At 66.6% G+C, this 23,746-nt stretch carries 22 protein-coding genes; 16 read left to right on the plus strand and 6 right to left on the minus strand.

Annotated features, from left to right (window positions below; genetic code table 11):
• Window positions 1-55 precede the first annotated feature (55 nt).
• Window positions 56-2,113 (plus strand): protein translocase subunit SecD, encoded by a 2,058-nt coding sequence (gene secD / locus C7411_RS16455; protein ID WP_110385318.1) that lies wholly within the window; start codon window positions 56-58, stop codon window positions 2,111-2,113.
• 15 nt (window positions 2,114-2,128) lie between these two features.
• Window positions 2,129-3,079 (plus strand): protein translocase subunit SecF, encoded by a 951-nt coding sequence (gene secF / locus C7411_RS16460; protein ID WP_110385319.1) that lies wholly within the window; start codon window positions 2,129-2,131, stop codon window positions 3,077-3,079.
• Between the two features lie 87 nt (window positions 3,080-3,166).
• Here the strand turns inward: secF and C7411_RS16465 are convergent, their stop codons facing one another.
• The gene (locus C7411_RS16465; protein ID WP_110385423.1) at window positions 3,167-3,736 is read right to left on the minus strand and encodes a YceI family protein; all 570 of its coding nucleotides are present in this window, start codon (window positions 3,734-3,736) and stop codon (window positions 3,167-3,169) included.
• 54 nt (window positions 3,737-3,790) lie between these two features.
• Window positions 3,791-4,327, minus strand: a complete 537-nt coding sequence (locus C7411_RS16470; protein ID WP_373682597.1) for a YceI family protein — start codon at window positions 4,325-4,327, stop codon at window positions 3,791-3,793.
• 428 nt (window positions 4,328-4,755) lie between these two features.
• On the opposite strand from C7411_RS16470, the gene C7411_RS16475 reads away from it, so the two are divergent.
• From C7411_RS16475 to C7411_RS16505, 7 genes are all read left to right on the plus strand, one after another.
• Complete coding sequence (locus tag C7411_RS16475; RefSeq protein WP_110385321.1) at window positions 4,756-5,580, plus strand: paraquat-inducible protein A; 825 nt, start codon at window positions 4,756-4,758, stop codon at window positions 5,578-5,580.
• A complete protein-coding gene (locus C7411_RS16480) occupies window positions 5,577-6,239 on the plus strand; it encodes a paraquat-inducible protein A (protein WP_110385322.1) in 663 nt (220 codons plus the stop codon). The genes C7411_RS16475 and C7411_RS16480 overlap by 4 nt, the downstream gene beginning before the upstream one ends.
• The gene (locus C7411_RS16485) at window positions 6,232-7,845 is read left to right on the plus strand and encodes a PqiB family protein (RefSeq protein ID WP_110385323.1); all 1,614 of its coding nucleotides are present in this window, start codon (window positions 6,232-6,234) and stop codon (window positions 7,843-7,845) included. Before C7411_RS16480 ends, C7411_RS16485 begins: the two co-directional genes overlap by 8 nt.
• Window positions 7,842-8,546 carry a PqiC family protein gene (locus C7411_RS16490; protein ID WP_110385324.1) on the plus strand — a complete coding sequence of 235 codons (705 nt, stop codon included), beginning with the start codon at window positions 7,842-7,844 and terminating at the stop codon, window positions 8,544-8,546. Before C7411_RS16485 ends, C7411_RS16490 begins: the two co-directional genes overlap by 4 nt.
• A gap of 321 nt (window positions 8,547-8,867) precedes the next feature.
• Window positions 8,868-10,196, plus strand: a complete 1,329-nt coding sequence (locus C7411_RS16495; RefSeq protein WP_110385325.1) for a THUMP domain-containing class I SAM-dependent RNA methyltransferase — start codon at window positions 8,868-8,870, stop codon at window positions 10,194-10,196.
• 195 nt (window positions 10,197-10,391) lie between these two features.
• Window positions 10,392-10,784, plus strand: a complete 393-nt coding sequence (locus tag C7411_RS16500) for a VOC family protein (RefSeq protein WP_373682599.1) — start codon at window positions 10,392-10,394, stop codon at window positions 10,782-10,784.
• 83 nt (window positions 10,785-10,867) lie between these two features.
• Window positions 10,868-11,554 carry a helix-turn-helix transcriptional regulator gene (locus C7411_RS16505; protein WP_110385326.1) on the plus strand — a complete coding sequence of 229 codons (687 nt, stop codon included), beginning with the start codon at window positions 10,868-10,870 and terminating at the stop codon, window positions 11,552-11,554.
• Window positions 11,555-11,634: 80 nt separating this feature from the next.
• Here the strand turns inward: C7411_RS16505 and C7411_RS16510 are convergent, their stop codons facing one another.
• Genes C7411_RS16510 through C7411_RS16520 form a run of 3 tightly spaced genes read right to left on the minus strand, consistent with a single transcriptional unit; the run spans window position 11,635 to window position 14,599 of the window.
• On the minus strand, window positions 11,635-13,089 hold the full coding sequence (locus C7411_RS16510) for an NAD(P)(+) transhydrogenase (Re/Si-specific) subunit beta (RefSeq protein WP_110385424.1): 1,455 nt from the start codon (window positions 13,087-13,089) through the stop codon (window positions 11,635-11,637).
• A gap of 14 nt (window positions 13,090-13,103) precedes the next feature.
• The gene (locus C7411_RS16515; RefSeq protein WP_110385327.1) at window positions 13,104-13,433 is read right to left on the minus strand and encodes an NAD(P) transhydrogenase subunit alpha part 2; all 330 of its coding nucleotides are present in this window, start codon (window positions 13,431-13,433) and stop codon (window positions 13,104-13,106) included.
• A 14-nt stretch (window positions 13,434-13,447) separates the two neighbouring features.
• A complete protein-coding gene (locus C7411_RS16520; RefSeq protein WP_110385328.1) occupies window positions 13,448-14,599 on the minus strand; it encodes a Re/Si-specific NAD(P)(+) transhydrogenase subunit alpha in 1,152 nt (383 codons plus the stop codon).
• A 287-nt stretch (window positions 14,600-14,886) separates the two neighbouring features.
• Here C7411_RS16520 and C7411_RS16525 point away from each other — a divergent pair, with 287 nt between their 5' ends.
• The 3 genes from C7411_RS16525 to C7411_RS16535 all read left to right on the plus strand — a co-directional run bounded on the left by C7411_RS16525 (window position 14,887) and on the right by C7411_RS16535 (window position 18,462).
• Window positions 14,887-15,393: an NUDIX hydrolase gene (locus tag C7411_RS16525; RefSeq protein ID WP_110385329.1), complete on the plus strand. Its 507-nt coding sequence runs from the start codon at window positions 14,887-14,889 to the stop codon at window positions 15,391-15,393.
• A 12-nt stretch (window positions 15,394-15,405) separates the two neighbouring features.
• Complete coding sequence (gene mnmA, locus C7411_RS16530; RefSeq protein ID WP_243413186.1) at window positions 15,406-16,605, plus strand: tRNA 2-thiouridine(34) synthase MnmA; 1,200 nt, start codon at window positions 15,406-15,408, stop codon at window positions 16,603-16,605.
• A gap of 249 nt (window positions 16,606-16,854) precedes the next feature.
• Window positions 16,855-18,462, plus strand: a complete 1,608-nt coding sequence (locus C7411_RS16535; RefSeq protein ID WP_110385330.1) for an FMN-binding glutamate synthase family protein — start codon at window positions 16,855-16,857, stop codon at window positions 18,460-18,462.
• Between the two features lie 87 nt (window positions 18,463-18,549).
• On the opposite strand, the gene C7411_RS16540 is transcribed toward C7411_RS16535, so the two are convergent.
• A complete protein-coding gene (locus C7411_RS16540) occupies window positions 18,550-19,161 on the minus strand; it encodes a glutathione S-transferase C-terminal domain-containing protein (RefSeq protein WP_110385331.1) in 612 nt (203 codons plus the stop codon).
• 271 nt (window positions 19,162-19,432) lie between these two features.
• Here C7411_RS16540 and C7411_RS16545 point away from each other — a divergent pair, with 271 nt between their 5' ends.
• The 4 genes from C7411_RS16545 to C7411_RS16560 all read left to right on the plus strand — a co-directional run bounded on the left by C7411_RS16545 (window position 19,433) and on the right by C7411_RS16560 (window position 23,711).
• The gene (locus tag C7411_RS16545; RefSeq protein WP_110385425.1) at window positions 19,433-20,839 is read left to right on the plus strand and encodes an aminopeptidase P N-terminal domain-containing protein; all 1,407 of its coding nucleotides are present in this window, start codon (window positions 19,433-19,435) and stop codon (window positions 20,837-20,839) included.
• Window positions 20,840-20,892: 53 nt separating this feature from the next.
• Window positions 20,893-22,206 carry a UbiH/UbiF/VisC/COQ6 family ubiquinone biosynthesis hydroxylase gene (locus C7411_RS16550; protein WP_110385332.1) on the plus strand — a complete coding sequence of 438 codons (1,314 nt, stop codon included), beginning with the start codon at window positions 20,893-20,895 and terminating at the stop codon, window positions 22,204-22,206.
• Between the two features lie 207 nt (window positions 22,207-22,413).
• Window positions 22,414-23,481 carry a tRNA dihydrouridine synthase DusB gene (gene dusB, locus C7411_RS16555; RefSeq protein WP_110385333.1) on the plus strand — a complete coding sequence of 356 codons (1,068 nt, stop codon included), beginning with the start codon at window positions 22,414-22,416 and terminating at the stop codon, window positions 23,479-23,481.
• Entirely contained in the window at window positions 23,478-23,711 is a 234-nt protein-coding gene (locus tag C7411_RS16560; RefSeq protein ID WP_028216158.1) for a Fis family transcriptional regulator, read from the plus strand. Before dusB ends, C7411_RS16560 begins: the two co-directional genes overlap by 4 nt.
• Window positions 23,712-23,746: the final 35 nt, after the last annotated feature.

Raw genomic sequence — 23,746 nt, forward strand, 5'->3', positions numbered from 1 at the left:
CGCCGGACGCGCGCGCAGCGCTTAAGGCCATTCCCCTCCCCCGTTGGGTCAACCAATGAACCGTTATCCCCTCTGGAAATATGTCGTGATGCTGGTGGCGCTCGTCATCGGCTTCGTGTACACATTGCCCAATTTCTTCGGCGAAGCGCCCGCGGTCCAGGTGTCGAGCGGTAAAGCCACCGTCAAGCTCGACTCGGGCACGCTCGCCCAGGTCGAGGCCGCGGTCGCCGCGAATAATATCCGCGCGACCGACGTGACGTTCGACAACTCGTCGTTGAACGCCAACATCCGCGTGCGCGTCGCCGACACGGACACCCAGCTGCGCCTGAAAGACGCGCTCAACAAAGCGCTGAACGCCGACCCGAACGACCCGCAGTACATCGTCGCCCTGAACCTGCAGAGCGCCTCGCCGCACTGGCTCACTTCGCTGCGCGCGCTGCCGATGTATCTCGGCCTCGACCTGCGCGGCGGCGTGCACTTCCTGCTCCAGGTCGACATGAACGGCGCGCTCAACAAGAAGCTCGACTCCGACGCTTCGGACGTGCGCACGCTCCTGCGCGACAAGAACATTCGCGACGGCGGCGTGAACCGCGTCAACCAGTCGGTGGTCGTCAATTTCGCCGACGCCGATACCGCCGAGCAGGCCCGCAAGGTCCTCGCGGGCTCGGGCGGCATCACCGAACTGCAGTGGGCATCGCAGAACAACCCCGAAGGCGGCGTGCAGCTCGTCGGCACGTTCACGCCGGCCGTGAAGACGGCGGTTCAGCAAGCCGCCCTCAAGCAGAACATCCAGACGCTGCACAACCGCGTGAACGAGCTTGGCGTGGCCGAGCCCGTGATCCAGCAGCAAGGCGACGACCGCATCGTGGTCGAACTGCCGGGCGTGCAGGACACCGCCAAGGCGAAGGACATCATCGGCCGCACGGCGACGCTGGAAGCGCGCCTCGCCGACCCGATGGGCCTGCATCCGGACGTGAATGCGCCGGTGCCGCCGGGCGACGAACTCTTCACGCAAGGCAACGCCGCGCCGGTGCTGCTGCGCAAGCAGGTGATCTTCACGGGCGACCGCATCATCGACGCCTCGGCAGGCTTCGACGAGCATCAGCGTCCGTCGGTCAACATCCGCCTCGACTCGGCGGGCGGCCGCGCGGTGCGCGCCGTCTCGCGCGACAACATCGGCAAGCCTATGGCGATGGTGCTGTTCGAAAAGGGCAAGGGCGAAGTGCTGACGGTGGCGACCATCCAGTCGGAACTGGGCGACCGCTTCCAGATCACGGGCCAGCCCACGCCGCAGGCCGCCGCCGACCTCGCGCTGCTGCTGCGCGCCGGCTCGCTCGCCGCGCCGATGGACATCATCGAGGAACGCACGGTTGGCCCGAGCCTTGGCGCGGACAACATCCGCAAGGGCTTCGATTCGGTGATCTACGGCTTCGCCGCCATCGCCGTGTTCATGATCGCGTACTACATGCTGTTCGGTGCGATCTCGATGATCGGCCTCTCGGTGAACCTGCTGCTGCTCGTGGCCGTGCTCTCCATGCTGCAGGCCACGCTCACGCTGCCGGGTATCGCGGCTATTGCGCTGGCGCTCGGTATGGCGATCGACGCGAACGTGCTGATCAACGAGCGCGTGCGCGAAGAACTGCGCAACGGCGCGCCGCCTCAACTCGCCATCCAGAACGGCTACGCGCACGCCTGGGCGACGATTCTCGACTCGAACGTGACCACGCTCATCGCCGGCCTCGCACTGCTCGCGTTCGGCTCGGGCCCGGTGCGCGGCTTTGCGATCGTGCACTGTATCGGCATTCTCACGTCGATGTTCTCGGCCGTGTTCTTCTCGCGCGGTCTCGTGAATCTCTGGTACGGCGGCAAGAAGAAGCTCAAGTCGCTCGCGGTGGGTCAGGTGTGGCGCCCGGAACCCGATGAAGGCACGCCCGCGCTCGCCGGCGCCGATGCCGGCACGGACACGGGCCGCGCGGTTGCCGCAAACGCCACGAAGCGCGAACCGGCCAGAGCCGGCGCCAAGGGCGCCGCGCGCGCCAAGCCGGTCGTGCGCCGCCGCGATGCCCAGGGCGGCACGGGCGGCTCCGGCAACAACACCGGCTCGTCCCGCTGATACGGAGTCAAGAACATGGAATTTTTCCGCATCCGCAAAGACATCCCGTTCATGAAGCACGCGTTGATCTTCAACGCGGTCTCGCTGATTACCTTCATTGCGGCGGTGTTCTTCCTCTTCCACCGTGGCCTGCATCTGTCGATCGAGTTCACGGGCGGCACGGTCATCGAAGTGCAGTACCCGCAGGCAGTGCCGCTCGAGCCGCTGCGCGACTCGCTCACGAAGATCGGCTACGGCGACGCCCAGGTGCAGAACTTCGGCACCTCGCGCGACGTGCTGATCCGCCTGCCGATCAAGGCGGGCCTTTCTTCGGCGCAGCAGAGCGACCAGGTGATGGCCACGCTCAAGGCAGCAGACCCGCAGGTGCAGTTGCAGCGTGTGGAGTTCGTCGGCCCGCAGGTCGGCAAGGAACTCGCGACGGACGGCCTGCTCGCGCTCGCCTGCGTGGTGGCGGGCATCGTCATCTACCTGTCGTTCCGCTTCGAATGGAAGTACGCCGTGGCCGGCGTGATCGCGAACCTGCACGACGTCGTGATCATCCTGGGCTTCTTCGCCTTCTTCCAGTGGGAGTTCTCGCTCTCGGTGCTCGCGGCCGTGCTCGCGGTGCTCGGCTACTCGGTGAACGAATCGGTCGTTATCTTCGACCGGATTCGCGAGACCTTCCGGCGCGAGCGCAAGATGAGCGTGACCGAAGTCATCAACCACGCCATCACCAGCACGATGTCGCGAACCATCATCACCCACGGCTGTACGCAGATGATGGTGCTCTCGATGTTCTTCTTCGGCGGTCCGACGCTGCACTACTTCGCGCTGGCGCTGACGGTGGGTATTCTCTTCGGCATCTACTCGTCGGTGTTCGTCGCGGCGGCGCTCGCGATGTGGCTCGGCGTGAAGCGCGAAGACCTCATCAAGGACAAGAAGGAAAAGTACGATCCGAACGATCCGAACGCGGGCGCGCAGGTTTGAGCTGCGCACCAGCAAGAAAGCCGGTTCTCACGAACCGGCTTTTTTTTCGCGCCTGCGCAACGGCCATCGCCGCGCTGGCGCTCTTCCCTACTGCTTGATGCCTTCGGCCTGGATATGCAGCGTGGTCTTCATCCTGAAGCCGTACTTCTTGCCCGAGTCCATGCCGAAGTCGTCGCGGTTGAATGCGGCCTCGGCCTCCACGCCGCACACCTCGCGTTTGAGCACGGGGTGCTGAATGCATTTGAACGACTCGATCTCGAGCTTGAGCGGCCGCGTCACACCGTGCAGCGTGAACTCGCCGATCACCTCCCTGGGCGCGTCTCCATGGAAGACGATGCGCGTGCCCTTGTAGGTGGCCGCGGGGTACTTCGCGACATCGAGAAAGTCGTCGCCCACCAGATGCTGGTCGAGCTGCGGATTGCCGGTCTGGATCGACGCCGGATCGATCGTCACGTCCACGGTGCCCGTTTTCGCCGCGCGGTCCAGCGTGACTGTGCCCGTGGTCTTCGTGAACTTGCCGCGCCACGTGGAAAGACCGCCGAAGTGGTCGGCCTCGAAGCTCGGAAACGTGTGGTTCGGATCGAGCTGGTAAGTATCGGCGGCGTGCGCGGCCTGCATCACCAGCGCGGCGAGCGACACGGCGCTGCCTGCGGCCATCCATACGAGCTTGTTCAAAAGCGCCTCCCCGGAGTCGTCGATCTGTTCGTCGACCTATTTTTGGGCGAAGACGATATGAAACTTGATCAGCACCTCGTCGGCGACGATCGAGGTGTCCTTCCACTCGCCGGTGCCGATTTCGAAGGCGAGCCGGTGAATCGGCAGCGTACCGTCGAAGGTCTGCGTCCTGCCCTGCTGCGTGAGCACGACGGGCACGGCCACGTTCTGCGTGTGCCCCTTGATCGTCAGCTTGCCGCTCACGCTGTACTGGTTCGTTCCGGTCGGCGCGATGGCGGTCGAGACGAACGTTGCCTGCGGGAACGTCTTCGCGTCGAACCATTCGCGCCCGTGCACGGAATCGTTGTAGGTCGGGTCGCCCAGATCATAGCTCGCCGTGTCGACCGTGATCTTCGCGCTGCCGCTCGCGGGCCTGGCCGGATCGAAGTCGATCTGCGCGTCGAACTTCGTGAAGCTGCCCTGGACCGGCACGTTCATCTGGCGCGAGACGGCGACGATCGTGCTCTTCCCCGCGTCGAGCTGCGCGTGGGCGGCCCCGCCCGCGAGCAGCGCCGCTGCGGCGCCGGCCCACACTGCCGCCGCCCCGACCGCCGGGCGCCACCGACAGGAACGAATCCATCTCGACAAGGCTTCCATGATCGTCTCGCTTTGATTGCGTAGTCATTGGCTTCGTGAAGGGGCAGCGGCGACCTTGCGCCGCCATGCATGCTCCATGCCCGAAAGATAATCCAGATCGGGTGACAACAAACATCTGGAGATAAGGGCCGGGTCCCGCCGCGCTCGCACACGCTTACGGCGCAAACGTGGCACACTTCGCAGCCCGTTAGCCGGCCACGCGAGCGCTGCATGACCGGCAAGGCCGCCTCGTGGGGGCCCGCGGCTCGTTCCGGCACGCCGGCGGGCGCGTTTGGTAACATGGTGCGAGGCGCTGTCGGCACCTTTCGGCCTGAGTACCGCCGTCGCGCGTCCCTCGTTCACGTCGTTTTGCGTCACCTGCCCGCATGGCCCAGGACAAACTGATCGCGTGTCACGATTGCGACGCGCTCTACCGCAAACCGCGGCTACCCGGCCGCCAGTCAGCGCGCTGCTCGCGCTGCGGCGCCACGCTCTACAGCAGCGCCGCATCCCAGCTCGACCGCATCTGCGCCATCACGGTTGCGGCGCTCGTCACCTTCATCATCGCCCAGTCGTTCCCGATCATCGAGCTCGATGCGAACGGTATCACGACGGAGTCGAGCCTGTTCGGCGCGCTCGTGGTGCTGTGGCACGAGGACATGGAGATCATCGCGGTGATCGTCTTCTGCGCAACCATCCTCTTTCCGCTCACGGAGATGGTGGCGCTGCTCTACGTCCTGCTGCCGGTGCGGCGCGGCTTCATTCCACCGGGCTTCGACTTCGTGCTGCGCGCCATCCAGTTCGTGCGGCCCTGGGGCATGCTCGAAGTCTTCATGCTGGGCGTGCTCATCACCATCGTGAAAATGGTGAGCCTCGCGCGCGTGATTCCCGAAACCGCGCTCTTCGCCTTTGGCGCGCTCACGCTGATGTTCACCGTGGTCGTCACGTTCGATGCGCGCACACTCTGGGACATCGCCGACGGCCTGCGCGACGCCGCACGTGCGGCGCGCGAGGGCGATGCGGGTCCGGGCGGCCTCGCGGGTGACGCCGGCGCGGGCGGACCGCACGCGCCGCACGTACCGCACTCGCCCGCCTCGCCGTCACCGGCATCGGCCTACCCGGTCTCCGGGCCCGAGATCCGCGAGCCGGGCGCACGCGCGCAAGACCCGGCGCCGCCGCACGGCGGCCCGCTCCCCAAGGGGCCCCGATGAAATACCAGACCGCCGCCGACGCCGGCTACATCTCCTGCCACGCCTGCGGGCACGTGCAGCCGCACGTGCGCAAGCATGGCCACGTGCGTTGCGCACGCTGCGGCTCGCCCGTGCACGAGCGCAACCCGGACAGCATCATGCGCACGTGGGCTCTCCTCATTGCCGCGGCGCTGCTCTACATTCCCGCGAACCTGCTGCCTGTGATGCATACTGCCTCGCTCGTCGGCGACGAGGACGACACCATCATGAGCGGCGTGGTCTACTTCTGGACCTCCGGCGACTGGCCGCTCGCCGTGATTGTCTTCATCGCCAGTATTCTCGTGCCCATGCTCAAGCTGTCGGTGCTCGCGCTGCTCGCGTTCACCGCGCAGCGCGGCTCGACATGGCGGCCCGTGGAACGCACGAAGCTCTACCGGCTCGTCGAATTCATCGGGCGCTGGTCGATGCTCGACGTGTTCGTTGTCACGCTAACCGTGGCGCTGGTACGCTTCCAGTCGCTTGCGGTCATCACGGCGGGCCCCGGCGCGATCGCATTCGGCTCGGTCGTGATCCTGACGATGATCGCCTCGATGCAGTTCGATCCGCGCTTGATCTGGGATCCGGTGGACGAAGACAAACACAAACCCGCGCAACGCTCTCAGGATCAACCCCATGAATAGTCCGAAAGGACCGACCCCGCCCAATCTGCCGGAACCGGAGATCGTCAAGCCGCGGCGCTGGCTGCCCTCGCTGGTCTGGATCGTGCCGATCGTCGCGGCGCTGATCGGCGTGGCGCTCGTCGTCAAGTCGGTCGCCACGCGCGGCCCGACCATCACGATCAGCTTCGTGAGCGCCGAAGGGCTCGAGCCCGGCAAGACCAAGGTCAAGTACAAGGACGTGGACATCGGCTCGGTGCGCGCGATCAAGCTCTCGCCCAACCTCTCGCATGTGATCGTCACGGTCGAGCTCACCAAGGACGCCGAGCGCTTCGCCGTGAAGGACAGCCGCTTCTGGGTCGTGCGCCCGCGCGTGGGCGCAAGCGGCGTCTCGGGCCTCACCACGCTGCTCTCGGGCTCGTATATCGGCGCGGACGCCGGCCGCTCGCAGGAATCGCAAAGCGACTTCGTCGGGCTGGAAGCGCCGCCTGCCGTGACCATCGACGAGAAGGGGCATCGTTATACCCTGCACAGTTCGACGCTCGGCTCGCTCGACATCGGCACGCCGATCTTCTACCGGCGCATCCAGGTAGGCCAGGTAACGGGCTATTCGCTCGACAAGGACGGCACCGGGGTGACGGTGCAGGTGTTCGTGAGCGCGCCCTTCGACCAGTACGTGGGCACCAACACGCGCTGGTGGCACGCAAGCGGCGTGAACGTGCAGCTCGATTCGAGCGGCATCAAGGTCAACACGCAGTCGCTCGCCACCATCGTGGTGGGCGGCCTCGCGTTCCAGGCGCCGCCCGGACAGTCGATGGGCCCGCAGGCGCCCGACAGCGCCACGTTCGCCCTCGCCTCCGACGAGAGCGAGGCAATGCGCGAGCCGGACGGCGCGCCGCAACGCGTGGTCATGTACTTCAACCAGTCGTTGCGCGGCCTTTCGGTGGGGGCGACGGTCGATTTCCGCGGCATCGTGCTCGGCCAGGTGACGGACATCGGCATCGAATACGACCCGAAACAGCACAACTTCACGATGCCCGTGACGATCGACCTCTATCCGCTGCGTCTGTCGCGCCGCATCCGCGGTGAAGCGCCCGCGCCGCATACGCCGCAAAGCCAGGAGCTGATCAGGCGGCTCGTCGCGCGCGGCCTGCGCGGCCAGTTGCGCACCGGCAACCTGATCACCGGGCAGCTTTATATCGCGCTCGACATCTTCCCGAAGGCGGGCCCCGCGACGATCGACGTCAACCGCGACCCGCTGGAGCTGCCCACGGTGCCGAACTCGCTCGAAGAGCTGCAGCTCCAGGTGGCGGACATCGCGAAGAAGCTCGATCAGATTCCGTTCGACAAGATCGGCAACAACCTGAACGAGTCGCTCAAGAACGCGAACCAGCTGTTCGGCAAGGTGAACGGCCAGATCCTGCCGCAGCTGCAGGGCACGCTGGACGAAGCGCAGAAGACCTTCAGCGCCGCGCAATTGACGCTGCAGCAGGATTCGCCGCTGCAGTCCGACGTGCACCAGGCGATGCAGGAACTCACGCGTACGCTGCAATCGCTCAACGCGCTCTCCGATTATCTGGAGCGCCATCCCGAATCGCTGCTGCGCGGCAAATCTGGAGACAAGCCATGACGCCCCGACGCGTCCCCGCCCTTGCCGCGCTCGGCGCGCTGGTCATCGCAGCCGCGCTGGCGGGCTGCAGTTCGCCCGCCAGCCGGTTCTACACGCTCAGCCCGACTGACGACACGGCCCGCACCGCCGCCGCGCCGAGCGCAGGCAACGCCCAGTGGCTGATCGAGCTGGCGCCCGTGGACGTGCCGCCGCAGGTCGCAAAGGCACAGTTCGTCGTGCAAACCGACGCGAACCAGGTGCGCGTACTCGAGCAGGAGCGCTGGTCCTCGATGCCCGGCGACGAGATCCGCCGCGCGCTCTCGGGCGACCTCACGCAGCAGCTCGGCACCATCGACGTCTACGGCTCGCCGCATCCCGAGGGCGTGCCCGTGTACCGCGTGAGCGTGAACGTGCAGCGCTTCGAATCGTGGCCGGGCTCGCATGCGCTCATCGACGCCGTGTGGAGCGTACGCGCGCTCGACACGCAAACGGTCCTGACCTGCCGCAGCGTGCTCAACGAGAAGGTGGGCGACGGCTACGACGCGCTCGTCATCGGCCACCGGCAAGCGGTCGAAGCGCTGTCGCAGTCGATCGCGAGCGGCGTGCGCGCGCTCGCAGCCGCACCGCGCGTGAGCGTGGCGGCGAACGGCGCGAAGACTGGCATGCGCGGAAAGCCGGCGCCGGGCATCGCCTGCCCGCAGATGGCGGCCGCAGGCGGCTGAGGCGGTGGTTTGCTGCCGGCCCATGAAATAGCGAGACATGATGGAAATTGACTGACGATAAAGTGCGATCGACGCGAAGACGGTAGGGTCAGCCGATCCGCACCGGAACGGTGCACCGTTCTTCGCGATAAGAATCCATGTCTGCCAAGACGATCAAAACCCGCCCCTGGGATTCCGCCGAACATCTCCCGACCGAAGGGCGTCCGCCTGACTCGCTAAATGACCGCGCCGCTCAGCCGGCGCATCAACAGGCAACCCTGGCTGAGCGCTCCCGCAACCCGCGTACAATAGCGCCTTCCCCGCAGCGTCCCATCCTTCTTCATGTCCTTCGATTTCTTTGCCCCCTGCCCGCGCGGCCTCGAAGCCGCGCTCGCCGCCGAACTGGCCGAAACTGCGCAACGGCGCCTGCCGCCCGGCGCGCTCCAGGTCGGCGCCGAAGTGCCCGGCGGCGTGCATTTCCGCGGCAGCTGGGCCGGCGGCATCGCCGCCAACCTGCATTCGCGCATTGCTAGCCGTGTGCTCCTGAAGATCGCCCAGCGCCCGTACCGCAGCGAACAGGACATCTACGCGCTCGCGCGCGAGCAGCAGTGGGAGAAGTGGTTCTCGGCGAACGAGACGATCCGCATCGACATCACCGCGATCAAGTCACCGCTGCGCAGCCTCGAATTCGCCACGCTGCGCGTGAAGGACGCGATCTGCGACCGTATGCGCGACAAGGCCGGTGCGCGTCCGAGCGTCGATACCGCCTATCCCGACGTGCGCGTCTTCGCCTTCCTCACGGCGAACGAATGCACGCTCTATCTCGACACCTCCGGCGAGCCGCTTTTCAAGCGCGGCTGGCGTCTGGACAAGGGCGCCGCGCCGCTGCGCGAGAACCTCGCCGCGGGCATCCTGCGCCTCACGGGCTGGACGCCCGGCACGCCGCTCTACGACCCGATGTGCGGCAGCGGAACCTTCCTTGCGGAAGCCGCGCAAGTCGCACTCGACATCGCGCCGGGGCTCGATCGCCGCTTCGGCTTCGAGTCGCTCAAGCAGGCCGACATGGCCGCATGGCGGCACCTCAAGAGCGAGGCGAACACGGCGCGCAATCTCGCGCAAAGCAAGACCGGCGATCTGCTGATTTACGGCAGCGACATCTCCGACGTCATGCTGGAAAAGGCGCGCGCGAACTTCAAGCGCGCGGGCTTCGGCAGCGTGACGCTCAAGCAGCTCGACGCGCGCAACATGACGCCGCCCTCGGCTGCGCCCGGCATTCTTGTGGCGAATCCGCCGTACGGCGAGCGTATCGAAGTGCGCGGCCGCAACGCGCGCGGCGAGGCGCGCCCGACGGCGCGCGAGCGGCGCGGCGACGAAGATGGCGCAAGCAGCGAAGGCTTTCGCCGCGCCAAGGACGAGGCGCCCGACGCCGAGTTCTTCCAGGCGTTCGGCGACACGCTCAAGCAGCGCTTCACCGGCTGGCGCGCGTTCGTCCTCACCTCGGACCGCAAGCTGCCGGGCCAGCTGCGCCTGCGCGAAGCGGCCAAGACGCCGCTCTACAACGGCGCACTCGAATGCCGCCTGTTCCGCTTCGACCTGATCGCGGGGAGCGTGCGGCAGCGTCCGGCCGGCGGCGGCGCGAACCCCGCCGCCGGCAACGACGACGCCGGCTGACATTGCCGAACGGGCACGGCGGGTGACGCTCCCATCGGCCGCCAAAACTCGCGCGGCACGGCGCGTCACACCGCGTCAAACCTACTGACAGCACGCTGTCAGCAGCCCCCTGGCACACTGCTTCTACGCCATCCGGCGAGGCTGCCGCCGCCCGGCTGCCGCCATTCCCGTCCGCCGTTGCCTTCGAGGAGCTGCATCGTGTCTACCGATTTGTCCCGTGTGATCTCGTGGTTCGAAATTCCCGCGCACGACCTGGAGCGCGCCGCACGTTTTTACGAAACCGCCTTCGACACCGCGCTGCAACGCGAAGTGGTCGGCGGCGTGCCGATGGCGCTGTTCGCTCACACCGATACGGAAACCGGCGGCTGCATCGTGTTCAATCCACATGACGCCAAGCCCGACCCCAAGGGCGTGCTCGTGTATCTGAACGCGCAGCCATCGGTCACGGCCGTGCTCGACCGGGTGGAAAAAGCCGGCGGCAAGCAGCAGGGGCCAGCGGTGGAGCTGCCGAACAACTACGGCTATATCGGCTTCTTCATCGATACCGAAGGCAACCGCGTCGGTCTGCACGCACCGAAGCTCGGTTAACCCGCGGCCGGGCGCCGCGCTTGCCCGGCGCTATCATCTGTGCTTACCCCAGTCACCGCGCCCGCCTACGCGACCGCCCTGCCATGACCCGCCGTGCCGACCGCCTCTTTCGCATCGCCGAACTGCTGCGCGGCCGGCGTCTCACCACCGCGCAGCAACTGGCCGCCTGGCTCGAAGTCTCGCCGCGCACGGTCTATCGCGACGTGCGCGACCTGCAGCTCTCGGGCGTGCCGATCGAGGGCGAAGCGGGCATTGGCTACCGGCTCGCGCGCACGGCGAGTCTGCCGCCGCTCACCTTCACCGCCGACGAACTCACCGCGCTCGCGGTGGGTGCGCGCATGGCCGAATCGTGGGGCGGCGCGGCGCTCGCGAGCGGCGCACGCGGCGCACTCGCGAAGATCGCCGCCGCAATGCCCGCGGAAAAGCGCGCCGTGCTGGAGCGGCTTGCCGTGTTCGCACCGGCGTATCACATGGATCACGCGTTCTCGGACAAGCTCGACGCGCTGCATCGCGCTGTCGACACGCGGCTCGTCGTGCGCTTTGCGTACTGCGACCGCATCGGCGCGCATACGCAGCGGCGCATCTGGCCGCTTGGACTCGTGTACTGGGGCGCGCAATGGACCGTAGGCGCCTGGTGCGAAATGCGCGAGGACTTCCGCAACTTCAACATCGCGCGCATGGAAAACGTGGAAGTGCTCGAGCCATTTCCCGATGTGAGCGGGCGGCGCCTCGCCGACTATCTGCGCCGCGTGAATGCCCCTTCGCTGTGAGCGTTCGTCACGATGCGTCGGCCCATGAAAAAGGCGCGCATCGCTGCGCGCCTTTCGCGTGGATTTGAAGCAAGCCGCGCTTACTCCACCGCCTTCACCATCTCCTCGATCACCTTCTTCGCGTCGCCGAACACCATCATGGTCTTGTCCATGTAGAACAGTTCGTTGTCGAGGCCAGCGTAGCCCGCCGCCATCGAGCGCTTGTTCACGATGATCGTGCGCGCCTTGTACGCCTCGATGATCGGCATGCCCGCGATCGGCGACTTCGGATCGTTCTTCGCGGCCGGATTCACCACGTCGTTCGCGCCGAGCACGAGCACGACATCGGTCTGACCGAACTCGTTGTTGATGTCCTCCATCTCGAACACCATGTCGTAGGGCACCTCCGCTTCCGCGAGCAGCACGTTCATGTGGCCCGGCATGCGGCCCGCCACCGGGTGAATCGCGTAGCGCACGTCCACGCCCTTCTCCACGAGCTTGTCGGTGAGTTCCTTCAACGCATGCTGCGCACGCGCCACCGCGAGGCCGTAGCCCGGCACGATCACGACGCTTTCCGCATTGCCGAGCATGAACGCCGCATCGTCAGCCGAACCCGACTTCACCGGACGCTGTTCCTGCGCGCCGCCCGCCGCCGCCGCACCCGCTTCGCCGCCGAAGCCGCCCAGCAGCACGTTGAAGAACGAGCGGTTCATCGCGTGGCACATGATGTACGACAGGATCGCGCCGGACGAGCCGACGAGCGAGCCTGCGATGATCAGCATGGCGTTGTTCAGCGAGAAGCCGATACCCGCCGCCGCCCAGCCCGAGTACGAGTTCAGCATCGAGACGACCACGGGCATGTCCGCGCCGCCGATCGGGATGATGATGAGCACGCCCAGTGCGAACGCGATCAGCGTCATGATGATGAACGGCAGCCACGACTGCGTGAGGAAGAACAGGATGCCGAAGCCGATCATGCCGAGCGCGAGCATCAGGTTGATCAGATGCTGGCCCGCGTAGACCACGGGCGCGCCCTGAAAGAGTCTGAACCTGTACTTGCCGGAGAGCTTTCCAAAGGCGATCACGGAACCTGAGAACGTGATTGCGCCGACGAAGGTGCCGATGAACAGCTCGATGCGGTTGCCGTATGGCAGGAAGCCCGGATACGGCGCGTCTTCGGCGACCAGCCCGAATGCTGCGGGCTCCGAAACCACGGCGTAGGCAATGCACACGGCAGCCAGACCGATCAGCGAGTGCATGGCCGCGACCAGTTCCGGCATCTTCGTCATCTCGACGCGCGCGGCGACATAGGCCCCAAGGCCGCCGCCCACCACGAGCGCGGCGAACAGCAGCGCAAGCCCAAGCCCGAGATTCGAGCCGAACTGTGCGGACTCCTTCACGATCAGCGCAAGGGTCGTGAGAATGGCGATGGCCATTCCGACCATGCCGAACACATTGCCGGCGCGCGCGCTCTTCGGATTCGACAGCCCCTTGAGCGCCTGGATGAAGCAGACCGACGCCACCAGATAAAGCAGCGTAACGACGTTCATGCTCACGAAGTTCAGCCCCATCATGCGTCCTCCTTGCTGCCGGGGGAGGAGAGCTTTTTCGGCTCTTTCTTGCGGAACATCTCCAGCATTCGCCGCGTGACGAGGAACCCGCCGAACACGTTCACGGCAGCGAGCAGCACGGCGAACGTGCCGAAGAACTTGCCCGGCCCGCCCACCGTGAGCCCCGTGGCAAGCATCGCGCCGACGATCACGATCGCGGAAATGGCATTGGTCACGGCCATGAGCGGCGTATGCAGCGCGGGCGTGACGTTCCAGACCACGTGATAGCCCACGTACACGGCCAGCACGAAAATGATCAGGTTGATGACGGTATGGTTGATGACTTCCATTCCTGTTCTCCCCTTTATGTCTTGCGCGTGACCTGGCCGTCGCGGGCCAGCAGCGTGGCCGCGACGATGTCGTCCGCGAGATCGATGTTGAGCGTGCCTTCCTTCGTGAGGATGAGCTTCAGGAAGTCGAGCAGGTTGCGCGCGTAGAGCGCGGAGGCGTCGGCGGCGACCATCGAGGCGAGGTTCGTGTAGCCGCAGATCTGCACGCCGTGGTGCGTCACGACCTTGTCGGCCTCGGTGAGCGGGCAATTGCCGCCGCGCCGCCCGCTCGCCTCGTCCGCAACCGGGCCGCGTCCTGCCGCGAGGTCGATGACCACCGATCCCGGCTTCATCGCCTGCACGGTTTCCGATGGCAAGAGCGTCGGCGCGTCGCGGCCCGGAATCAGCGCGGTCGAGATGACGATGTCCGCCTGCTTCGCGCGCTCGTGCACCAGCGCCGACTGGCGCGCCAGCCACGACGGCGGCATGGGCCGGGCATAGCCGCCCACGCCGACGGCCGCTTCGCGTTCCTCGTCGGTTTCGTAAGGCACCTCGAGGAATTTGCCGCCGAGCGACTCGATCTGCTCCTTCACGGCCGGGCGCACGTCCGAAGCCTCGATCACGGCGCCCAGGCGCCGCGCCGTGGCGATGGCCTGCAGACCCGCCACGCCCGCGCCGAGAATCAGCACGCGCGCGGCTTTCACGGTGCCGGCGGCGGTCATGAGCATCGGCATGAAGCGCGGATAGAGGTCCGAGGCCACGAGCACCGCCTTGTACCCGGCGATGTTGGCCTGCGACGACAGCACGTCGAGGCTTTGCGCGCGCGTGGTGCGCGGCGCGGCTTCGAGCGCGAAGGCCGTCACGCCTGCCTCGGCGAGTGTCGCGGCGTTTTCCGCATTAAAGGGATCGAGCATGCCCACCAGCACCGCGCCGCGCTTCATGAACGGCAATTCGCTGACGGTGGGCGACTGGACCTTGAGCACGAGGTCCGCGCCGAAGGCGGCGGCCGCATCGGCGACCTGCGCACCCACGGCCGTGTAGGCCTCGTCGAGATAGCTCGCGCCGGCGCCCGCGCCGGCCTGAATCGTGACCGTGTGGCCCTGGGCGACGTACTTCCTGACTGTCTCCGGCGTCGCGGCCACGCGGGTTTCGTTCGCCCGCGTCTCTGCAGGCACTCCGATATGCATCGTTGTTTCCTCCTCGACCTTCTTGTTCTAGCTGTTCTGGCTCGAATCGAGCGAAGGGAGACCGACGGAGTTCAGGCGCCGGCATCCATTGCAACGGCAAACGACGGCACCACTTTAACCGAAAGCAGCGGCGCCTTTGTAGCGGGAATTGCCCGTCTTTGTGCGACGCACACAACACGCTGCGTCGTCCGACCGGACGGTCGGCAGTGCCAGGCGAGCCGGGCGCCCCTGTAGGGGCCGATCCGGCCCCGGGCAGCGTTCGCGCCGTCCCGGTAAAATACCGGCCCATGAATGAGCAAACCTGGGCACCCCACGTCACCGTGGCCGCCATCGTCGAGCGCGACGGGCGTTTTCTGCTCGTCGAAGAGCACACGAGCGACGGACTGCGCCTGAATCAGCCCGCCGGCCATCTGGAAGCGGGCGAGACGCTGCACGAGGCCGTGGTGCGCGAAACGCTCGAGGAAACCGCGCATGCGTTCACGCCCGAAGCGCTGGTCGGCGTGTATATGACGCACTTCGGCACGCCCGGCGAGAGCGGTGCGACGTACGTACGCTTCACGTACTGCGGCAGCGTGACAGCCGAGGCGCAAAACCGCGCGCTCGATCCGGATATCGTCCGCACGGTGTGGATGAGCGTGGACGAGCTGCGCGCGGCGAGCGAGCGCCACCGCACGCCGCTCGTCATGCGCTGTGTCGACGATTACCTCGCCGGCAAGCGCGTGCCGCTGGACTTCATCCAGACGCACGCGACGGCACCCAAGGCTGGGCAAGGCGCAGCGCCCAGGATGAACTAAGGCAGCAACGAAATGAGCAAACGCAAGGTCGTGGTAGGCATGTCGGGCGGCGTCGATTCGTCGGTTACCGCATGGCTGCTCAAGGAGCAGGGATTCGACGTGGTCGGTCTCTTCATGAAGAACTGGGAAGACGACGACGACGGCGAGTACTGCTCGACGCGCCAGGACTGGATCGACGTGGTGTCGGTCGCGGACCTGATCGGCATCGACGTCGAGGCCGTGAACTTCGCCGCCGAATACAAGGACCGCGTATTCGCGGAGTTCCTGCGCGAGTATTCTGCGGGGCGCACGCCGAACCCGGACGTGCTCTGCAACGCCGAGATCAAGTTCAAGGCCTTTCTGGACCATGCCATGTCGCTCGGCGCGGAAACGATCGCCACGGGCCACTATGCGCGCGTGCGCCAGAACCATGAGCGCGACGGTCGTTTCGAACTGCTGAAGGCGCTCGACCATACGAAGGATCAGTCGTACTTCCTGCATCGCCTGAACCAGGCGCAGCTTTCGAAGACGATGTTCCCGCTCGGTGAAATCCCCAAGACGAAGGTGCGCGAGATCGCCGAAAAGATCGGCCTGCCGAACGCCAAAAAGAAGGATTCCACAGGAATCTGCTTCATCGGCGAGCGGCCGTTCCGCGACTTCCTCAACCGCTATCTGCCGACCCAACCCGGCCCGATGATGACGCCCGACGGCCGCGTCGTGGGCGAGCATATCGGCCTCGCGTTCTACACCTTCGGGCAGCGCAAGGGCATTGGCCTCGGCGGCAGCAAGGACGGCAGCGGCGAAGCGTGGTTCGTGGCGGGCAAGGACATGGCCTCGAACACGCTCTACGTCGTGCAGGGCCACGATCATCCGTGGCTGCTCGCGCACGAGCTGCGCGCGGGCAACGTGAGCTGGGTGGCGGGCGAGCCACCGGCGCAGGACCACGCGTGCGGCGCGAAAACGCGCTATCGCCAGGCCGATGCGCCCTGCTCGTTCCATCGCGCAGACGAATTCGGCGCGGGCCAGTTCACCCTGCGCTTTCCCGACGCGCAATGGGCCGTGACGCCCGGCCAGTCGGCGGTGCTCTACGACGGCGACGTGTGCCTGGGCGGCGGCATCATCGAGGCGGTGACGACGCTCGCGCCGCACGTGCCCGCCGTGCTGCCGCCCGAGGCGCCGAAGAAAAAGAAGCGCGTACCGCGCAAGAAGCCCGCCGCGGCGGCAACCGCGTGACGCAAGCCGCGTCACGCAAAACGTCAGAAAACACCACGCGGCGCCTTGAGCGCCGCGTTCTTTTTTGTCCGCCTTGCGACGCCTGCCGAAGTCCCGATCGAGTGGCTTTGCGCGCTTGCCGGCCAGATTCACGAACTTGCGGCATCATTCCCGCAAGCCGCGCGCAGCGACCGCGCGGCTGACGCGCACCGCCCCTTTACGAGAGGAGAGCAGGCGCGCGCATCACATCAAGTTCGAGGAGTTCCCCCAATGTTTTCCCGACGTTATCTCGCCATGTGGGGCGCGGTGCTGCTGCTCGCGGCCTGCGCCGCCGCGGCTGCGCTCCATCAGCTGTCGTGGTACTGCGTAATCGTGCCCGCGCTGATCGTCGCGCTCGGCCTCTACGACATGTTCCAGGAGCGCCACGCGATCCTGCGCAACTACCCGATCTGGGGTCATCTGCGCTTTCTGTTCGAATTCGTGCGGCCCGAGATCCGCCAGTACTTCGTCGAGGACGACACCGACGAAAAACCGTTCTCGCTCGCCCAGCGCAGCCTCGTCTACCAGCGCGCGAAGAACGCGGTGGACAGCCGCCCGTACGGCACCGAACTCGACGTGAAGGCCGTGGGCCACGAATGGATCAGCCATTCGCTCGCGCCCACCAGGCTCGCAGGCAGCGACTTCCGCGTGCTCGTCGGCGCGAACCGCGCGCAGCCGTACTCGATGTCGATCTTCAACATCTCGGCGATGAGCTTCGGCGCGCTCTCCGCGAACGCCATCCGCGCGCTCAACATGGGCGCGAAGAAAGGCGGCTTCGCGCACGACACCGGCGAAGGCTCGATGTCGAAGTATCACCGCGAGCATGGCGGCGACGTCATCTGGGAGATCGCTTCGGGCTACTTCGGCTGCCGCAACGACGACGGCACCTTCAGCGCCGCGAAATTCCAGCGCCTCGCAAGCGAGCCGCAGGTGAAGATGATCGAGGTGAAGCTCTCGCAAGGCGCGAAGCCCGGACATGGCGGCATGCTGCTCGCGGCCAAGGTCACGCCCGAGATCGCAGAGACGCGCGGCATTCCCATCGGCCGCGACTGCGTCTCGCCCTCGCGCCACTCGGAATTCTCCACGCCGCGCGGCCTGCTCGAATTCGTCGAGCGCCTGCGCAAGCTCTCGGGCGGCAAGCCCACCGGCTTCAAGCTGTGCATCGGGCATCCGTGGGAGTTTTTCGGCATCGCCAAGGCGATGCTGGAAACCGGCATCCTGCCCGACTTCATCGTCGTGGACGGCGCGGAAGGCGGCACGGGCGCGGCGCCGCTCGAATTCACCGATCACATCGGCACGCCGCTGCAGGAAGGGCTGCTCCTCGTGCACAACACGCTCGTGGGCATCGGCCTGCGCGACAAGATCAAGATCGGCGCGAGCGGCAAGATCATCACCGCGTTCGATATCGCGCGTACGCTCGCAATCGGCGCGGACTGGGTGAACTCGGCGCGCGGCTTCATGTTCGCCGTGGGCTGCATCCAGGCGCAGAAGTGCCACTCGGACCGCTGCCCCACCGGCGTCGCCACGCAAGACCCCGTGCGCCAGCGCGCGCTGAACGTGCCGGACAAGGGCGAGCGCGTCTTCAACTTCCATCGCAACACGCTGCACGCGCTGCAGGAGCTGATTCAGGCCGCGGGTCTTTCGAGCCCTTCGGATCTGCGCGCGCACCACATCGTGCGGCGCGTGTCGTCGTATGAAGTGAAGCTGATGTCGGAACTGCTCAAGTACCTGAAGCCCGGCGATCTGCTCGAAGGCCGCTATCGCTATCAGCTGTACGAGAAGTGGTGGCCCGTCGCGCGCAGCGATTCGTTTGCGCCGGCGGAGGAAAAGATCGTCTGAAGCAGACGATGTACGGCATGCACGAAAACGCCCGGCGGCACGCCATGCCGTCGGGCGTTTTCATATCGACTGCCTGTGAACTGCCGATTAGCCTTGCGGCACCGTGTCGATGAACGACTGGCGCTGCGAGAGCTTCTCGAAGTGGCGCGCGAGATCCGGATGCGCCTCGCGCCAGTTCAGCTCCGGCATGCGGAAGTCGAGATAGCCGAGCGCGCAGCCCACGGCAATATCCGCGAGCGTGTAGCGGTTGCCCGCGCACCACGGGTTGCCGTCGAGCCCCTTGGCCATCGCGGTGAGACTTTCGTGGATCTTGCGCGCCTGGCGCTTCACCCACGCCTCGTTGCGCTGCTCCGGCGTGCGCTGCGTGGCTTCGAGGCGGATCAGCACAGTCGCGTCGAGCATGCCGTCGGCGAGCGCCTCCCAGCAACGCACTTCGATACGCTCGCGGCCTGCGGGCGGAATGAGCTTGGCCACGGGCGAGAGCATGTCGACGTATTCGCAGATCACGCGCGAGTCGAACACGGCCTCGCCGTCGTCCATCACGAGACACGGTACCTTGCCGAGCGGGTTGAAATCGTGAATCGCCGTTTCTTCGCCCCACACGTTTTCGAGCACCAGCTTATAGTCGATTTTCTTTTCGGCGAGCGTGATCCGCGCCTTGCGGACATACGGGCTGCCGAGCGAACCGATGAGTTTCATACCACCTGCCTTTTCTGGAATCCGGCCGAAGTATACGTTGGATTCGCATTTTCCTGACGCGCCGTCTGTTGCAGTGCAGGATTTTTCCTACAAATGATGTAGGCAGGAGACACCCTCCGGCGGCAACGACGCTTCCGAAGGATGACCGCGAGCGCGCGCGTCCGTGTGTAGCCAGCGCTACAATCTCACGATGGACTCGACCCTCAAGCACAGCGCCCCGGCCGCCTCGAGCGAAGCCCACCCAGCGGCCAATGTGGCCGACGCCGCCGACATGCAGCGCGGGCCCGACGGCGGCGCCGCGCTCTATCGCGCGCGCCGCGAACGTGTGCTTGCGGCGCTGCGCGCGCAAGGCGGCGGTGTCGCACTCGTGCCGACCGCGCCCGAAGCGCTGCGCAATCGCGACGCGGACTATCCCTATCGGCACGACAGCTACTTCTACTATCTCACCGGCTTCACGGAGCCCGAGGCGCTGCTCGTGCTCGACGCGAACGCGGGCGAGAATCAGCCCGCCGCCATCCTGTTCTGCCGCGCGAAGAACGTCGAGCGTGAAACGTGGGAAGGCTTCCGCTTCGGTCCGGACGCCGCGCGCGAAGCGTTCGGCTTCGACGCCGCGTTCGCCTTCGACGAACTCGATGCGCGCATCCCGCAGCTCATCGCCAACCGTCCGGCCCTGCACTACGCGCTCGCGGCCTCGGATCGCTTCGACGCGCAGGTGAAGCGCTGGATCGACGCGGTGCGCGCGCAGGGGCGCAGCGGCGTCACGGCGCCAGCCGCCGCGTACGACCTGCTGCCGCTGCTCGACGACATGCGCGTGATCAAGGACCCGCACGAACTCGACACGATGCGCCGCGCCGCGAAAATCTCGGCGCACGCGCACGTGCGCGCGATGCAGACCTGCCGGCCCGGCATGCGCGAATACGAGATCGAGGCGGAGCTGCTCTACACGTTCCGCAAGCACGGCGCGCAGGCGCCGGCCTACGGCTCGATCGTCGCGGCAGGCGCGAACGCGTGCGTGCTGCACTACCCCGCAGGCAATGCGGTGGCGCGCGAGGGCGACCTCGTGCTCATCGACGCCGCGTGCGAGTTGAACGGCTATGCCTCGGACATCACGCGCACGTTCCCCGCGAGCGGCCGCTTCACGAGCGCGCAACGCGAGCTGTATGACATCGTGCTCGCCGCGCAGCAGGCCGCCATCGACGCCACGCGCGCCGGCGTGAATTTCGAGGCGCCGCACGATGCCGCGGTGCGCGTGCTCGCGCAGGGGCTGCTCGATACCGGCATCATTGACCGGCAGCGTTTTGCGAGCGTCGACGACGTGATCGCCGAGCGCGCCTACGCGCGCTTCTACATGCATCGCACGGGGCACTGGCTCGGCATGGATGTGCACGACGCGGGCGACTATCGTGAACGCGGCGAGCGTCCCGATGCGGCGAGCGCCGGAAAGGCCGACGCTCCGCCGCCGTGGCGCACGCTGCGCGCCGGCATGACGCTGACGATCGAGCCGGGCCTCTACGTGCGCGCGGCCGAGGACGTGCCCGAGCGCTACTGGGACATCGGCATCCGCATCGAGGACGACGCCATCGTCACCGAAACGGGCTGCGAGTTGATTACGCGCGACGTGCCCGTTGCCGCCGATGAAATCGAAGCGCTGATGCAGGACGCACAGCGCGGCGCCTGACGCAAGCGCACGTGCGAACACGCGAAGATTCCACACGAAGCGAAGCAAACGACATGAACGCAGTTTCCGGCAGCGCGAACGACACTTCCACCGGCGCGAACGCGCACGCCCACTTCGACTACGACGTGACGATCGTCGGCGCGGGGCCGGTGGGCCTCGCGCTCGCGGGCTGGCTCGCGCGGCGCAGCGCCACGCAAGGGCTCTCGATCGCGCTGATCGATGCGCGCGAACCCGAGGATAGCGCCGGCGATCCGCGTGCCATTGCCGTTTCGCAGGGCAGCCGCACGCTGCTCGAAGCGCTCGCATGGCCACACGATGCCACGCCGATCGAGCGCATCCATGTCTCGCAGCGCGGCCATTTCGGGCGCACGCTGATCGACCGCCACGACTACGACTTGCCCGCGCTCGGCTACGTGGCGCGCTATGGCGCGATCGTTCAGGCGCTCGCGCACGCCGTGCGCGGCACGCAGGTGCACTGGCTGCATCACACGCAGGCGCACGACCCCGTCGTGGAAAACGACGGCGTGACGCTGCCGGTCGTGAGCGCGGGAGTCGAGCGGCAGTTGCGCACACACATCCTCGTGAACGCAGAAGGCGGGCTCTATCACGCGCCGCCGCAACGCGACGCACAGGACGATTCCGACTATTCCGACGAGACCGGCGCGAAAACCGTCGCGCCGGCCGCCGAAACCAAACGTACGCCCAAACGTACGCCCAAACGCACGCGCGACTACGGCCAAACGGCGCTGGTCGGCGTGGTGACGCTCGCGGCCCCGCAGCCACATGTGGCGTGGGAGCGCTTCACGAGCGAAGGCCCGATCGCGCTCCTGCCGATGGGCGGCGTACACGGTGCGGACTACGCGCTCGTGTGGTGCTGCTCGCCCGCGCAAGCCGAACGCCGCACGCAGCTTTCGGACGCCGACTTCCTCGCCGAACTCGGCGTGGCGTTCGGCGCGCGCATGGGCCGCTTCACGCAGATTCACGCTCGCGCGGCGTTCCCGCTCGGCCTGAACGCGCTCGATGCGCTCGTTTCCGGTAACGGCCGTATCGCGGCGGTCGGCAATGCGGCGCAGACGCTGCATCCGGTGGCGGGCCAGGGCCTCAATCTCGGCCTGCGCGACGCCCACGCCCTTGCCGACTCCCTCGCGCAACACGGCGCCACGCCGCGTGCGCTCGCCGAGTTCGCGGGCCGCCGCGCGTTCGACCGGCGCATGACGATCGGCGCGACGGATACGCTCGCACGCCTGTTCACCGTCGATTTCGGCCCACTCGCCACGCTGCGCGGACTCGCGCTCACGGCGCTCGAATTCGCGCCTCCCGTGAAGACGGCGCTCGCGCGGCAGATGATGTTTGGGCAGCGGAGTTGATGTGGCGAACTAAGGGTCGCATCGCATTTCATGTTGGCAGCGCCGCACTTGCTTAACGCACAGCCTGCAACAAGACCAGGGTCCGCGCAGCGCGACCTCGCACCCCGCTTACGTTAAAATAGGCGTTTCCCCTTTTTGAAATTCACGCCGTTCGCCGCGCCGGCCGGATTGCCATCCGGGTCGCGGCACCGGCCTCGCCCGCGCGTCATGTTCACTATCGGCCGTCACACCTTGCGTAATAACCTGTTCGTCGCCCCCATGGCGGGTGTCACGGACAGACCGTTCCGCCAGCTGTGCAAGCGCCTCGGCGCGGGCTATGCGGTGTCCGAAATGGTTGCGTCCAACGCGCAACTCTGGAGGAGCGAAAAGACCATGCGCCGCGCGAATCACGCGGGCGAAGTGGAACCCATCTCCGTGCAGATCGCCGGCGCCGATCCGGACATGATGGCCGAAGCCGCGCGCTACAACGTCGCGAACGGCGCGCAGATCATCGACATCAACATGGGCTGCCCGGCCAAGAAGGTCTGCAACGTCGCGGCCGGCTCGGCGCTGCTGCAGAACGAGCCGCTTGTCGCGCGCATCGTCAGGGCCGTGGTCGACGCCGTGGGCGTGGGCCCCGACGCCGTGCCCGTCACGCTCAAGATCCGCACGGGCTGGGACCGCGACAATCGCAACGCGCTCACTGTCGCGCGCATTGCCGAGGAAAGCGGCATCGCCATGCTCACCGTGCACGGCCGCACGCGCGCCGACCTCTATCACGGTGAAGCGGAGTACGAAACGATTGCCGCGGTGAAGGCCGCCGCGCGCATTCCGGTGGTCGCGAACGGCGACATCGCGTCGCCGCAAAAGGCACGCGAGGTCCTCGCGCTCACGGGCGCCGACGCCATCATGATCGGCCGCGCGGCGCAGGGGCGCCCGTGGCTGTTCCGCGAAATCGAGCATTTCCTCGCGACGGGCGAGCGGTTGCCGCCGCCGCGCGTGGACGAAATCCAGTCGATCATGAATGAGCATCTGGAGGACCACTACGCGTTTTATGGGGAATTTACGGGCGTGCGTACTGCGCGCAAGCATATCGGCTGGTACACTCGCGGCCTTTGCGGCGCCAATACGTTCCGGCATCGCATGAATACGCTGGACACCACGCGCGAGCAGCTCGTCGCTGTCAACCAGTTCTTCGACGAACAGAAGGCGCGCTCCGAGCGCCTCGTCTACGTCGACGACGAGAACAACGACAGCGACGGCAGCGACGAATCAACCGATCGACTGGCAGCATGAGCAAGCACAACATCGAACAATCCGTCCGCGAGAGCCTTGGCATCTACTTCCAGGACCTCGACGGCAGCAATCCGCACGACGTCTACGAAATGGTGATGGCGTGCGTCGAAAAACCGATGCTCGAGGTGGTGCTCGAGCAGGCAGGCGGCAACCAGTCGCTGGCCGCCGAGTATCTCGGCATCAACCGCAACACGCTGCGCAAGAAGCTCCAGCAGCACGGCCTGCTGTAACGCCGCTGCGTTTTACTGGACCTTCGGTGCGGACT

The organism is Paraburkholderia silvatlantica (assembly GCF_003096715.1).
Lineage (GTDB): Bacteria > Pseudomonadota > Gammaproteobacteria > Burkholderiales > Burkholderiaceae > Paraburkholderia > Paraburkholderia silvatlantica.